The sequence below is a fragment of the Stenotrophomonas indicatrix genome, assembly GCF_050573115.1.
In the GTDB taxonomy this organism is placed as follows: Bacteria; Pseudomonadota; Gammaproteobacteria; order Xanthomonadales; family Xanthomonadaceae; genus Stenotrophomonas; species Stenotrophomonas lactitubi_A.
Map to the genome: position 1 here is coordinate 137,520 of NZ_JBNYZT010000009.1, position 14,375 is coordinate 151,894.

At 66.4% G+C, this 14,375-nt stretch carries 11 protein-coding genes; 1 reads left to right on the plus strand and 10 read right to left on the minus strand.

Annotation, left to right across the window (positions count from 1 at the left end; genetic code table 11):
- Positions 1-31 precede the first annotated feature (31 nt).
- From leuB to ilvC, 9 genes are all read right to left on the minus strand, one after another.
- Positions 32-1,093 (minus strand): 3-isopropylmalate dehydrogenase, encoded by a 1,062-nt coding sequence (gene leuB, locus ACQ5SA_RS19230; RefSeq protein WP_499315600.1) that lies wholly within the window; start codon positions 1,091-1,093, stop codon positions 32-34.
- On the minus strand, positions 1,083-1,661 hold the full coding sequence (gene leuD, locus ACQ5SA_RS19235) for a 3-isopropylmalate dehydratase small subunit (RefSeq protein ID WP_363731741.1): 579 nt from the start codon (positions 1,659-1,661) through the stop codon (positions 1,083-1,085). Before leuD ends, leuB begins: the two co-directional genes overlap by 11 nt.
- The gene (gene leuC / locus ACQ5SA_RS19240; RefSeq protein WP_499315601.1) at positions 1,661-3,079 is read right to left on the minus strand and encodes a 3-isopropylmalate dehydratase large subunit; all 1,419 of its coding nucleotides are present in this window, start codon (positions 3,077-3,079) and stop codon (positions 1,661-1,663) included. The genes leuD and leuC overlap by 1 nt, the downstream gene beginning before the upstream one ends.
- A 59-nt stretch (positions 3,080-3,138) precedes the next feature.
- Positions 3,139-3,918 (minus strand): class I SAM-dependent methyltransferase, encoded by a 780-nt coding sequence (locus ACQ5SA_RS19245; RefSeq protein WP_499315603.1) that lies wholly within the window; start codon positions 3,916-3,918, stop codon positions 3,139-3,141.
- A 10-nt stretch (positions 3,919-3,928) separates the two neighbouring features.
- Positions 3,929-5,515 (minus strand): 2-isopropylmalate synthase, encoded by a 1,587-nt coding sequence (locus tag ACQ5SA_RS19250; protein ID WP_312111308.1) that lies wholly within the window; start codon positions 5,513-5,515, stop codon positions 3,929-3,931.
- Positions 5,512-6,603, minus strand: coding sequence for a threonine dehydratase (locus ACQ5SA_RS19255; RefSeq protein ID WP_312111306.1), 1,092 nt, complete (start codon positions 6,601-6,603; stop codon positions 5,512-5,514). Before ACQ5SA_RS19255 ends, ACQ5SA_RS19250 begins: the two co-directional genes overlap by 4 nt.
- Positions 6,604-6,699: 96 nt before the next feature.
- Complete coding sequence (locus ACQ5SA_RS19260) at positions 6,700-6,951, minus strand: ACT domain-containing protein (protein ID WP_089236730.1); 252 nt, start codon at positions 6,949-6,951, stop codon at positions 6,700-6,702.
- Positions 6,935-8,671 carry an acetolactate synthase 2 catalytic subunit gene (gene ilvG / locus ACQ5SA_RS19265; protein WP_353101944.1) on the minus strand — a complete coding sequence of 579 codons (1,737 nt, stop codon included), beginning with the start codon at positions 8,669-8,671 and terminating at the stop codon, positions 6,935-6,937. Before ilvG ends, ACQ5SA_RS19260 begins: the two co-directional genes overlap by 17 nt.
- Positions 8,672-8,708: 37 nt before the next feature.
- Positions 8,709-9,683: a ketol-acid reductoisomerase gene (gene ilvC, locus ACQ5SA_RS19270; RefSeq protein WP_499315604.1), complete on the minus strand. Its 975-nt coding sequence runs from the start codon at positions 9,681-9,683 to the stop codon at positions 8,709-8,711.
- A gap of 799 nt (positions 9,684-10,482) precedes the next feature.
- Here ilvC and ggt point away from each other — a divergent pair.
- Positions 10,483-12,144 (plus strand): gamma-glutamyltransferase, encoded by a 1,662-nt coding sequence (gene ggt / locus ACQ5SA_RS19275; RefSeq protein WP_499315655.1) that lies wholly within the window; start codon positions 10,483-10,485, stop codon positions 12,142-12,144.
- A 554-nt stretch (positions 12,145-12,698) separates the two neighbouring features.
- Here the strand turns inward: ggt and ACQ5SA_RS19280 are convergent.
- A complete protein-coding gene (locus ACQ5SA_RS19280) occupies positions 12,699-14,276 on the minus strand; it encodes a BCCT family transporter (protein ID WP_089236724.1) in 1,578 nt (525 codons plus the stop codon).
- Positions 14,277-14,375: the final 99 nt, after the last annotated feature.

The following is a 14,375-nucleotide window of genomic DNA, read 5'->3' on the forward strand; positions in this document are numbered from 1 at the left end:
GGTGCCGGGCATGTCCCGGCACCTGCGTGCTTCATCCCAGCTTGGCCAGCACCGCGTCGGTGGCCGCCGCCGTGCTCACTGCGTGCCCCTTCGCCGCCAGATCCGCAGTGAACACGCCATCGTCCAGCACCGCGTGCACCGCCGCCTCCACCGCCGCGGCTTCGTCTTCCAACCCCAGCGAATGGCGCAGCAGCATCGCTGCACTGAAGATCGTCGCGTACGGGTTGGCGATGCCCTTGCCGGCGATGTCCGGGGCCGAACCGTGGATCGGTTCGTAGATGCCGACCGCTCCCGGCTCGCCCAGCGATGCCGATGGCAGCAGGCCAAGCGAACCGGCCAGCATCGAGGCTTCATCGGTGAGGATGTCGCCGAACATGTTCTCGGTCACGATCACGTCGTACTCGCGCGGCTTGGCCAGCAGGTGCATCGCCATGGAATCGACCAGCTGATGTTCCAGCGCGACATCCGGGAACTCCTCGCGGCCGATGCGCGCGGCTACGTCACGCCACAGGCGTGAAGTTTCCAGCACGTTGGCCTTGTCCACCGAGGTGACCTTGCCGCGCCGCTGCTGGGCCAGCCGGAAGGCACTGCGCAGCACGCGCTCGATCTCGGCCACGGTGTAGCGGCACAAGTCGCTGGCGCTGTCGGCATCGCGGGTCTTGTCGCCGAAGTAGATGCCACCGGTCAGTTCGCGCACCACCACGAAGTCCACGCCCTGCAGCAGCTCGGCCTTGATCGGCGAGGCGTGCAGTGCGGCTTCGTGGGTGCGCACCGGACGCAGGTTGGCATACAGGCCCAGCGCCTTGCGGATCGCCAGCAGGCCCTGTTCCGGACGCACCTTGGCATTCGGGTCGGACCACTTCGGGCCGCCCACTGCGCCGAGCAGCACCGCGTTGGCGGCCTGGCAGGCGGCCAGGGTCGAAGCTGGCAGCGGTTCGCCGTGACGGTCGATGGCGATGCCACCGATGTCGTGCTCGCTGAAGGTGAAGGTGTGGTTGAAGCGTTCGGCCACGGCGTTCAGGACGGCGACCGCAGCGGCGGCCACTTCCGGGCCGATGCCATCACCCGGCAGTACAACAATCTCAGCGTGCATGCTCACTCTCGTAACGTTCGATTTCAGGGACACGGCCCAACAGATAACCCAGTTGATCGACGCCTTCCAGCAGACAGGTCTGCGAGAAGCCGTCCAACGGGAAGGAGTAGACGCGGCCATCGGGCGTGCGCAGCTCGCGCGCGGCCACGTCGATGGTCAGCTCGTCGTCCGGGCGCTGCATCAGCACCTGCACGTCAGCTTCGTCCAGCACGATCGGCAGCAGGCCGTTCTTCAGCGAGTTGCCCCGAAAGATGTCGGCGATCTCGCTGCTGACGATGGCGCGCAGGCCCAGGTCGGTCAGCGCCCATGGTGCATGCTCGCGCGAGGAGCCGCAGCCGAAGTTGCGCCCGGCCAGCAGGATGCTGCGGCCGGCGTTGTGCGGCTGGTTGAAGGCGAAATCGGCCACGGGGGAGCCATCGGCCTGCCAGCGCCAGTCGTTGAATGCATTGCGACCCAGGCCGGCGCGTTCGGTGGTGGACAGGAACCGCGCCGGAATGATCTGGTCGGTATCGATATTGGTCTGGCGCAGCACCACGCTGGCCGAACTCAGGGTGCGGAAGCCGCTCATCAGGCCACCTCCTGTGCAAACAGTTCACGGGCATCGGCCACATGGCCCTGCACCGCGGCCCAGGCTGCACTCATCGGCGAGGCCAGCAGGGTGCGCGAACCGGGGCCCTGACGGCCTTCGAAATTGCGGTTGCTGGTGCTGACCGCCAGTTGGCCGGGAGCGACCAGATCGCCATTCATGGCGATGCACATCGAACACCCCGGTTCACGCCATTCGGCACCCGCCGCGCGCACGATCTCGTGGATGCCCTCGGCCTCGGCCTGGCGCTTGACGATCTCAGAGCCGGGCACCACCAGCATGCGCACGCGCTCGGCAACGTGACGACCGCGCAGCACCTGCGCCACTTCGCGCATGTCGCTCAGGCGGCCGTTGGTGCAGGAGCCGACGAAGACCACGTCCACCGGCGTGCCGGCCAGCGTCTGTCCTGCCTGGAAATGCATGTAATCCAGACCCTTCTGCGCGGCGGCATCGTTGGCCGCCGGGATCGGCGCGTCCACCGCGATGGCGGTGCCGGGATGGGTGCCCCAGGTCAGGGTCGGGCGGATGTCGGCAGCATCGATGTGCACCTCACTGTCGAAGCGTGCGCCTTCATCGCTGCGCAGTTGCGTCCAGCGGGCCACGGCGGCGGCGAAGTCGGCGCCCTTGGGGCCACGTGGCGTATTGGCGACGAAGTCGAACGTCACCTGATCGGGAGCGACCATGCCGGCGCGTGCACCGGCTTCGATCGACATGTTGCACAGGGTCATGCGCTGTTCCATGTCCATCGCTTCGATGGTGCTGCCACGGAACTCGATCACGTGGCCGGTGCCACCGTTGACGCCGATCACGCCAATGATGTGCAGGACCACGTCCTTGGCGCCGATACCCGGCGCGACTGTGCCGTCGACGGTGATCGCCAGGGTCTTGGCTTTGCGCTGCAGCAGGCATTGCGTGGCCAGCACGTGGCCGACTTCGCTGGTGCCGATGCCGAAGGCCAGCGACCCGAACGCGCCGTGGGTGGAGGTGTGGCTGTCGCCGCAGACGATGGTCATGCCGGGCTGGGTGAAGCCCTGCTCCGGTGCGATCACGTGGACGATGCCACGGTTGTCCGAGGCCATGTCGAACAGCTCGATGCCGTACTCGGCACAGTTGCGCGCCAGCATCGCGACCTGCGCCTCCGAAGCGGCGCTGGCGTAGGGCAGGGTGCCATCGGCGGCGGCCGGCAGGGTCGGCGTGGAATGGTCCATCGTCGCCTTGGTCCGATCCGGACGGCGCGGCTTCAGGCCGCGCTCGCGCAGTTCGGTGAAGGCCTGCGGCGAGGTCACTTCATGGATCAGGTGCAGGTCGATATACAGCACGGCGGGCGCGCTGTCGGTTTCTGGAACCACCACGTGGGCGTCCCACAGTTTGTCGTACAGGGTGCGGGGTGCGGAAGTCATGCGTTTGCCTGGCAGGAGTACGAAGTAGCGGACATCGAAGAGAAAGTAACAGGGGCAGGTCAGCGCCGACGCGCGAGCACGCGCAGGCGCACGTAGTCGGCCAGCGGCTGGCCGGCGGCGTTGCGCGGCAGATCGGCCAGCAGGGCGGTGGCGGCATCGCGCACCGTGGCGCGCGCCACGGCCGGCAGGTCGTCCAGCAGCGGTGCGGCGAACACCCGCAGCCAGCCGGCAACGCCGGTCGGCAGCGCGGTCGGGCGCGGCAGGCATTCGATCAGCTGCACCTGGAAGCCATGCTGGCGCAGGCGTTCGGCGTAGCCATCGGCGGTAGGGAAGTACCACTGGAGTGCACTGACGCCATGCCCATGGGCGACGCGTGCGGCCTGCACGGCGGCAATGATCGTGGCCACGTTGCCATGACCGCCGAATTCGGCGACGAAGCGGCCGCCGGGGCGCAGGGCGTGGCGCACGCCTTCCAGCACGCGGTCCGGGTTGGGCATCCAATGCAGCGCCGCGTTGCTGAACACTGCATCGAACGCGCCATCGAAGGTCAGTGCGTGGCCGTCCATCACCTGCGCATCGACACCCCGTGCACGGGCGGCGATCACCATTTCCGGCGAAGCATCGACGCCCTGCATGTGCGCGCCGCTGAGGGCCAATTCGGTGGTGAGCACGCCATCGCCACAGCCCAGGTCGAGGATGCGCTCGCCAGCGCGCGCGTCGAGCAGACGCGCTACCGCACCACCTAGGGTCGGCACGAAGCCGGCATCGATCGCATAGTCCTGGGCATTCCACTGCTGACCAGCGTTGCTGGTGGCGGTTGCGGTGTCGAAGGCGCTCATCTTGGGTTCCTCAGGCGGTGGCAGTGGCAGGTGCTTCAGCGCTGACGCCAGCGTTGGCCTGGCGCTGGCGCAGCAGGCGGTTGGCGACGTCCAGCCAGGCCAGTGCGGATGCTTCGATGATGTCCTTGCTGGTACCGGTGCCGTCGTACTCGACGCCTTCGTGGCGGACGCTCAGGTTGGCTTCGCCACGCGCATCGGCACCGATGCCGACGCTGTGCACGTGGTAGCTGTCCAGCATCAGCTGCACGCCGGTGGCGGCCGACAGGGCGCCGAACAGTGCGTCGACCGGGCCATCACCCTGCGCGGTCTCGGCCACGCGGTTGCCGTCCGGGTCGGACAGTTCGACCAGCGCATTGGCACGGCTGCCGACATCGCTGATGGTCATCGAGGCCAGGCGGTAGCCCTGTGCGTTGGAGCCGCCCTGCATCAGCGTCTGCAGGTCGGCATCGGTGACCACGCGCTGCTGCTCGCACAGGCCCTTGAACTGCTCGAACACCAGCTTCAGCTCGTCTTCCTCCAGCCAGAAGCCCAAGGCGCGCAGGCGCGCTTCGACAGCAGCACGGCCACTGTGGCGGCCCAGCACCATCTGCGAGTCTTCCCAGCCGACGTCTTCCGGACGCATGATTTCGTAGGTGCCGCGGTGGCGCAGCATGCCGTGCTGGTGGATGCCCGATTCATGGGCGAAGGCGTTGGCACCCACGATGGCCTTGTTGCGCTGTACCGGCATGCCGACCAAGCGCTGCAGCAGCTGCGAGGTGCCGACGATGCGCGGGGTGTCGATGGCGGTGTCCTGCTCGTAGAACGCCTGGCGCACCTTCAGCACCATCGCGATCTCTTCCAGCGAGCAGTTTCCGGCGCGTTCACCAATGCCGTTGATGGTGCATTCGACCTGGCGCGCGCCGCCTTCGATGGCGGCCAGCGAGTTGGCCACGGCCAGGCCCAGGTCGTTGTGGCAGTGTGCGCTGAAGATCACGTTGCCTGCGTTCGGCACATCGGCGACGCCCGCGATGACCTGCTGGAACATCGTGCGGATCTCTTCCGGCGTGGTAAAGCCGACCGTGTCGGGCAGGTTGATGGTGGTGGCGCCGGCAGCGATCGCCACGCGCGAGACTTCAATCAGGTAATCCAGCTCGGTACGGGTGGCATCCTCGGCCGAGAACTCCACATCATCGATGTAGGAGCGGGCCAGCGATACATGCCTGCGTACCGATTCCAGTACCTGCTCGCGCGTCATCCGCAGCTTGTGCTCACGGTGCAGCGGGCTGGTCGACAGGAACACATGCAGGCGCGGGTTGACCGCCGCTTCCAGTGCGCGCGCCGAGGTCTCGATGTCTGCCTGCAGGCAGCGCGACAGCACCGCCAGGCTCAGGCTCGGGCGGCGCAGTTCGCGGCCGATCAGGGCCATCGCCTCGCGGTCGGACTGCGAGCTGGCCGGGAAGCCGGTCTCGATGATGTCCACGCCCAGTTCGTCCAGCGCACGCGCCATCACCAGCTTCTGCGGCGGGCTCATGCTGCAGCCGGGGGACTGCTCGCCGTCACGCAGGGTGGTATCGAAGATGCGGATGCGCGGGGTGGTAATTCGTTCGATGGTGGTCACAGGGAAATCTCCTCGACAGCGGGTGCGACGGCTTGCAGGGGGGAAGGGGAAGGCGTGGGGAAAGCGGTGGCGGTCGCCTTGCTGGGCGAGCGCGGAGTTTCTGCCCGGCGTCGGCGCGGTTTGCGTGGCGGACGCGGACGGATATCGGTGAGCAGGCCGGCTAGCACGCCCGCATCGATGTTGCCGCCGGAGACGACCGCGCACTTGCGGCGGCCGGCAACGCGACGGCCGGCGGCCAGGGCCAGTGCGCCTGCGCCTTCGGCGATGATGTGTTCTTCCAGTGCCAGCCGTACCAGGGTCTCGCGCAGTTCGGCTTCGCGCACGATCACCACATCGTCCAGCAGCGAGGTACACAGGCGGCGGGTCAGGAAACCGGGGATCTTCACCCGCACGCCATCGGCCAGCGACGGCACCGGGGCGATCTCGCGCACGTCGCCGCGGATCGCGCGGGCCATCGAATCAACGCCCTCGACCTGCGCACCGACGATGCGCACGCCCTGCGACTTCAGCGCCAGGGCGACACCGGAGGCCAGGCCGCCGCCGCCGATCGGTACGATCACCACGTCCGGCGCATGTGCGGCCAGCTCGATGCCGACGGTGCCCTGGCCGGCGATGACATCGGCATCGTCGAAGGCAGAGAGGAAGCGGTAGCCATGGCGCTGCGCCAGTTCGACGGCGAACGCATAGGCCTCGTCATAACTGTTGCCATGCTGGCGCACCGTCGCGCCCCAATGGGCGACGCCAGCGATCTTGGTGGCCGGTGCACCATGCGGCATCACGGCGATGGCCGGCACATCCAGGCGATAGGCGGCCCAGGCCACGCCCTGCGCGTGATTGCCGGCCGAGGCGCAGATCACCGGCCGGGTATCGCCACGTTCGCGGGCGGCCAGCAGGGCGTTCAGCGCGCCGCGTACCTTGTACGAACCGGTACGCTGCAGGTTCTCCAGCTTCAGCCAGGTGCCGAAGCGCTCGGCATGGTGCAGCGGAGTGGGCGGCAGGAAGCGGCGCAGGCGGGCCTGCGCAGCCAGTACGTCGGCAACGGTTACGTCGCCGACATCGCTTTCCTTGCTGCCATCAGCGGCCGGCATGGGCCACCAGCAGCGTGTTGCTGACCAGCGCATACGGGCACGGGCGGCGAAGAAGACGCCTCCGTACCGGCACCGTGGTGAATACGGTACGGGCGTTCATGCGGATACTCCTTCCAGTGCGGTCATCTGCACTGAAACGCAGTCGTAGATCTTTTCCATCTGCCGGCACAGTGTTTCCGGCGGGCGCTGGCTGTCCACCACCAGTTGCAGGTGCCAACGGCCATCGTCGGCGGCCACCGGCGCACCGGTGATCGCGCGCGGTGCGAAACCGCGGCGTTCGGCCATGCCGATCACGCGCAGCAGCGCGCCCTCGGCCGGTTGCAGCACCAGGTCAAGCCGGTATTGCATTGGGGATCTCCTGGCGTGCATGTGCGGGGTTGCTTTCCAGCATGGTGCTGTTGGCGGTATTGGGCGGCACCAGCGGCCACACGTTCGCGCGTGCATCGATGGCCACGTGCAGCAGGGCCGGGCCGGGCTCGGCCAGCAATGCGGCCAGGCCACCTTCAACGTCATCACGCGCATCGATGCGCGTGGCCGCGATACCGAACACCTTGGCCAGGGCCACGAAGTCCGGGTTGTCGGACAGGTCGATCTCGCTGTAACGCTCGGCAAAGAACAGCTCCTGCCACTGCCGCACCATGCCCAGCGAACTGTTGTCCAACAGGATGATCTTCACCGGCAAGCGGCAGCGGGCAATGGTCGCCAGCTCCTGCACGTTCATCATGAAGCTGCCATCGCCGGACACCAGCACCACCGTGCGCTCCGGGCAGGCGAACTGCGCGCCCATCGCCGCCGGCAGGCCAAAGCCCATCGTGCCCAGCGCACCGCTGGTCAGGTGGTTGCGCGGATGATTGAAGCGGCAGTGCTGCGCCACCCACATCTGGTGCTGGCCGACGTCGCAGGCGACCACTGCATCGGCCGGCGCCAGTTCGCTCAGGCGCTTCAGCAGCGCCGGGGCGTAGATGTGCTGGCCCGGTGCGTCGTACCGGGCGGCGAAGCGATCGCGATGCTGTGCGCAGCGCTTGCGCCATGCGTCCTGGTGGGCCTTGGGGGAGGGGAAGGCCGCACGCAGGGCGCGGATGGCGTGGCCGACGTTGCCGGGCACGGCGACATCGGCGCTGCGCAGCTTGGAGATCTCGTACGCATCGGCATCGATGTGCACCACGCGGGCGAACGGCGCGAACTCGGCCAGCTTGCCGGTCGCCCGATCATCGAACCGGGCACCCAGCACCAGCAGCAGGTCGCTCTCCTGCACGGCCATGTTCGCCGCACGGGTGCCATGCATGCCCAGCATGCCCAGCGACTGCGGGTGCTGGGGAGGCAGCGCGCCCAGCCCACGCAGGGTCATCACGGTGGGAATGGCGCTGGCTTCGACGAACGCGCGCAGGTCCTGCACGGCATCGCCCAGGGCAATGCCACCACCGGCATAGACCACCGGCTTTTCGGCAGCGGCCAATGCGGCGATGGCCTCGGCGATGGCGGCGTCGGCAGCGGCCGGCGGCGGCTCCACGTTGGCCGGCACATGCGCCGGCAGGTGGCTGGCATCGGCCAGCTGCACATCCTTGGGCAGGTCGATCAGCACCGGGCCGGGACGGCCCTCGCGGGCGATGCGGAAGGCATCGGCCACCACGCGCGGCAGATCATCGACGCTGCGCACCAGCCAGCTGTGCTTGACGATCGGCATCGTCAAACCGAACACATCCAGTTCCTGGAACGCATCGGTGCCCAGCAGTGGCGTGGCCACCTGGCCGGTGATGCAGACCATCGGCACCGAATCGAGCATCGCATCGGCGATGCCGGTAACCAGGTTCGACGCGCCCGGCCCGGACGTCGCCACGCAGACGCCAACCTGGCCACTGGCACGCGCAAAGCCGTTGGCGGCCAGTGCCGCGCCCTGCTCATGGCGCACCAGGATGTGCTTCAGCGACGAATCCACCAGCGCGTCGTAGAACGGCATGATGGTGCCGCCCGGGTAGCCGAACAGCGTACGGACACCCTCGGCCTCCAGCGCCTGGGTCAGCCAGCGCGCGCCGTTGGGCGGCGCGCTGCGGTGTGTGGGAGAGTTCATGGGGGAACCTTGCAGAGCGGGTGGGGGTGCCGCGTTGTTACGCGGCTTGACCTTGCAACCAGACCATCTTGGCGCGCAGTTCCTTGCCTACCTTCTCGATCGGATGCTCCAGGTCGGCCTGCTTGAACTTGTTGTAGTTCGGCAGGCCCGCTTCGTACTCGGCCACCCAGTTCTTGGTGAAGGTGCCGTCCTGGATGTCCTTCAGGACTTCTTTCATGCGCTCCTTGGTGCCGGCGTCGATCACCCGCGGGCCGCTGACGTAGTCGCCGTACTGCGCGGTTTCGGAGATGAACTCCAACATGCGCGAGATGCCGCCTTCGTAGAACAGGTCGACGATCAGCTTCAGTTCGTGCAGCACTTCGTAGTAGGCGATTTCCGGCTGGTAACCGGCTTCCACCAGCGTCTCGAAGCCAGCCTGCACCAGTGCCGAAGCACCGCCGCACAGCACCGCCTGCTCACCGAACAGATCGGTTTCGGTTTCTTCCTTGAAGGTGGTCTGGATCAGGTTGGCGCGCGCGCCACCCAGGCCGGCTGCATAGGCAAGCGCGTACTCAGCGGCCTTGCCGCTCTTGTCCTGGTAGACCGCCCAGATGCACGGCACACCGCGGCCGATTTCATATTCGCGACGGACCAGCGCACCCGGGCCCTTCGGCGCGACCAGCACCACGTCCAGGTCGTCGCGCGGCTTGATCATGTCGAAGTGCACGTTCAAGCCATGCGCGAACAGCAGCACCGCACCCTGCTTCATGTTCGGCGCCAGCACGTCCTCGTACAGCTTCTTCTGCACCATGTCCGGGGTCAGTACTGCGACCAGATCGGCATCCTTCACCGCCTCGGCCGGTGCCTTCACGGTGAAGCCGTCGGCCTGCGCCTTGACCTCGGTGGGGCCGCCCGGGCGCAGGCCTACCACCACATCGAAGCCGGATTCACGCAGGTTCAGCGCGTGGGCGCGGCCCTGGCTGCCGTAGCCGATGACGGCGATCTTGGTCTGGGGCAGTTCGTTGGTGCTCATGGGGGAGGTTCCTTGCGGGTGGGAAGAAAAAAGACGGCCGGCAGTCGAATCGACGTACCGGCCGGTCAGGGAAAAGCGGGGAGGGCAGCGCCGCGCGTCGCACAGGTACTGCCACCACGAGGGTTCGTGGTGCAGCGGGTCCGGGTTGTGCGATGGGCGTTGGTCATGGTGGTTGCGTCTGAAACCAGGTCCTGAAATGAAAAAACCCGCACCTGGGCGGGTGCGGGTTTTTGATGAGTTCCGGTGTGTTTGTTGCTTACACGCTGGCTCGTCCCGCACCTGTTGGTTGGGTAATAAGTACGAGCACAAGAATCGAACGCAGCGAGGCGGCGCCGGTATCGGCGGCTTCGGTGTGGGTTCGCGGTGGCGTGTTGTGATGCAACATGTGATCGAGAAAACCACAGCCGTTTCCGCGCTGTCAACCCTCGCAGCGATATTCCCGTCAGTTTCTGCTGCATGCAGTGCAATCGCCTGTGGCGTAAGGATGGTTGCCGCTGAAAGTGTTTCGGTGAACTCGAATTCACTCTTTTCAACGGGTTTTTTGCGCGGAATCCGGGTGATACCAGCTGCGCTCGCCGGGTCGTGCAGCGCCCCGTGTGCCGCGGGAGGTTCCGCGCGCATTGCGATGCGTTCGTGGCAATGGCGCCCGTGGCTCCACAAGGCGCCCCATGACCTATGTCCATGGCCGCTGATCGCCGTAGCAGCGAAGATCGGGTCACTACCCTTTCATCGGAACCCGACCGTGTCCCGACGTCTTGCCCGTTCCCTGCTGGCGGCTGCCGTGCTGGCTGCCGTGCCCATGCTGTCCCTGGCGGCCGATCGCATCACCGGCCACACCTTCGCCACCCGTTCGGAGGTGATCGCCCCGCATGCGATGGCCGCCACCTCGCAGCCGCTGGCCACCCAGATCGCGCTGGATGTGATGAAGCGCGGTGGCTCGGCCGTCGACGCCGCCATCGCGGCCAACGCAGCGCTGGGCCTGATGGAACCCACCGGCAACGGCGTCGGCGGCGACCTGTTCGCCATCGTGTGGGACCCGAAGACGCAGAAGCTCTACGGCTACAACGGCTCCGGCCGCTCGCCGAAGTCGCTCACCCTTGCCGAGTTCCAGCGCCGGGGCCTGAAGGAGATCCCGGCCACCGGCCCGCTGCCGGTATCCGTTCCGGGCGCGGTGGATGGCTGGTTCGCTTTGCACGACCGGTTCGGCCGCAAGCCGATGGCCGACAACCTGGCCCCCGCCATCCGCTATGCACGCGAAGGGCATCCGGTGGCCGAAGTGATCGCCTATTACTGGGATCGCTCGGTAGCGAAGCTGTCCAAGTACCCCGGCTTCAGCGAGCAGTTCACGATCAATGGCCACGCCCCGCGCAAGGGTGAGATGTGGAAGAACCCGAATCTGGCCGACACCCTGCAGAAGATCGCCGATGGCGGTCGCGATGCCTTCTACAAGGGCGACATTGCCCAGACCATCGGCGACTACTTCAAGAAGAATGGCGGCTACCTGAGCTACCAGGACATGGCCGACCACCATGGCGAATGGGTTGAACCGGTCAGCAGCAACTACCGCGGCTATGACGTGTGGGAGCTTCCGCCGAACAGCCAGGGCATCGCCGCCCTGCAGATCCTCAACGTGTTGGAAGGCTACGACTTCTCGAAGATTCCGTTCGGCTCGCCCGAACACGTGCACCTGTTCGTGGAAGCAAAGAAGCTCGCTTTCGCCGACCGCGCGCGTTTCTACGCCGACATGGCGTTCCAGCCGGCACCGGTGCAGAAGTTGATTTCCAAGGAGTACGCCGAGCAGCGTCGCGCGCTGATCTCGATGGACAAGGCGCTGAAGGAAGTGCAGCCGGGTACACCGAAGCAGCTGGAAGAGGGCGACACGATCTACATGACCGTGGCCGACGCCGACGGCATTATGGTGTCGCTGATCCAGTCCAACTACCGCGGCATGGGCAGCGGCATGGCACCGCCGGGACTGGGCTTCATCCTGCAGGATCGCGGCGAGATGTTCGTGCTGCAGAAGAATCATCCCAATGGCTACGCACCGGGCAAGCGTCCGTTCCAGACCATCATTCCGGCCTTCATCACCAAGGGCGGCAAGCCGTATGCCAGCTTTGGCGTGATGGGCGGCGCGATGCAGCCACAGGGGCACGCGCAGATCGTGATGAACCTGGTGGATTTCGGCATGAACCTGCAGGAAGCCGGCGACGCGCCGCGCATCCAGCACGAGGGTTCGACCGAACCGACCGGGCAGGCGACGGCGATGACCGATGGTGGCGAGGTCAATCTGGAAACCGGGTTCCCGTACGAGACGGTGCGTGCGCTGATGCGCAAGGGACATCGCGTGGTGTTTGCCGATGGTCCGTATGGCGGCTACCAGGCGATCCTGCGTGATCCGGAGACCGGCGTGTATTACGGCGCGTCGGAGAGTCGCAAGGATGGGCAGGCGGCGGGGTATTGAGTTTCCCGGCCACCGGGCTGAGCCCCCTCTGCGGTGGGGGTTCGTAGAAGCGGGATCATGTAATTGGGCCGGGCGGGTGGGCTGGTCGGGGGACGCCGTGAATCCGTCCCTGGAGGCTTGGCAGCCGCATCCATGCGGCTGACACCCCCGTCCAGCCCACCCGCCCGGCCCCTGACAGTTCCCTGCGGCCGCCACCGCAGTAATAAAAAGAAGAAGAGCAAGAGCAAAGGCAACAGCCGAGTGCTGAGGGTTGGGGTCGGATCCGTTTTCCATCGGAAAACGGATCCGACCCCTTCTTGTTTTCCGATACACCTTCATCCACGCATGGCGTGGAGAACCAACCGTCACCGGAAATCTGTCGGGGGTGGGGCGGTGTGGGTGGGCAGGACCGTTGGCGCCATGGATGGCGCCATCGAGCCCCCAGGGATGGGTTTACGGCGTGTCCTGCCCACCCATACCGCCCCGCCCAACCAGCAGAAACCCAGAGCCGCTTTTGAATTTGAACTTAGCTCTTGCTTGAAAAAAGCGCTGCAGCCGCAGGCTGCAAAACACCCTCAATCCGAATCCTGCGCGCGTGCTGCCTCCGCCTGGGTCTCTTCCTGCGCCGCCATCTCACGCGCGATCCACGCATCGATCATGCGTCGCTGGCGCTGTGTCTGCCGGCGCTCCCGCGTGTACTCCTGGTCCAGCACCCGGTACAGCGACACCATCACCAGCACCATCAGCAGCGCGAACGGCAACGCGGCGATCGTGATCATTCCCTGCAACGCATCCAGACCACCGGCCAGCAGCAATGCCGCCGCAATCAACGCTACCGCGATCCCCCACGCCAACTTGCGCTTCAGCGGCGGATCGCCGGCTTCGTCGGTGGACATGCTGGCCAGCACCAGCACCGCTGAATCGGCGGAGGTCACGAAGAAGATCATCAGCAGCACCAACGCTACCGCCGACAGCATCAGCGACGCAGGCAGGCTGTCGAACAGGGTAAACAGCACCGTCTCATAGCCATTGCCCAGTGCCTGTACCAGGTCGGCGTGGCCGAAGATCTGCGCCCACAATGCTGTTCCACCGAAAACGGCGAACCAGAAGAAGCCCAGCAGCGTCGGTGCCAGCACCACGCCGATCACGAACTCGCGCACGCTGCGGCCCCGCGAGATGCGCGCGATGAACGAGCCCACGAACGGTGCCCACGAAATCCACCAGGCCCAGTAGAAAATCGTCCAGTCGGCCACCCATGTGCTGCCGGAGAACGGCGACATGCGCAGGCTCATGGTCACCAGCTGGTTGAGGTAGGAGCCCAGCGTGGTGGTGAAGGTATCGAAGATGAATCCGGTCGGCCCCAGCACCAGTACCGTCGCGGCCAGCAGTGCGGCCAGCGCCAGGTTGAAGTTGGACAGCCACTTCACGCCGCGCTCCACGCCGCTCGCGGTGGAGGCCATGTACAGCACGAAGGCAATGGCGATGATGGTCATCTGCACCGGCACCGTAGCCTCCAGGCCGAACACGCGCTCCACGCCCGCAGCGATCTGGATGGTGCCGAAGCCGAGGGTGGTGGCCACGCCGATCGCCGTGGCCACCACCGCCGCGATGTTGACGACGCGGCCGATCCAACCGCGGTGGTGGCGGCCGATGATCGGCTGCAGCATATCGCTGACCAATCCGCGTCCATTGCGGTTGAACTGGAACCAGGCCATCGCCAGGCCGATCAGCGCGTAGATCGCCCACGGATGCAGTCCCCAGTGGAAGAACGCATAGCGCATCGATGCACGCGCGGCGTCCATGCTCTGCGGTTCAATGCCTTCCGGTGGCTTGGTGAAGTGTGAGATCGGCTCGGCAGCTCCCCAGAACACCAGACCGATGCCCATGCCGGCAGCGAACAGCATCGACATCCAGCTGGCGCGCGAGAACTCGGGCTCGGCGTCTTCGCCACCGATGCGCAGGTTGCCGAAGCGGCCAAATGCGAGGTACATCAGGAATACCAGCGCAAGGAACACGACCAGCAGGTACAGCCAGCCGACGCTGCGGATGACATCGCCCAGCGCCGCCTGCACGACGGTATTGAAGGGGCCGGGCGCGAGGCCGGCCAGCAGCACCAGGGCAAGCACCAGTGCGATGGAAATGCGAAACACCATGAAGGAGCTTCTCCGATCAAGGGATTGAGGGGAGCGAGCAAAAGCTTGCGGGGAGTGGGCCGGCGACAGCGTGCGCACACCGGACAGGAGCCGCGATGG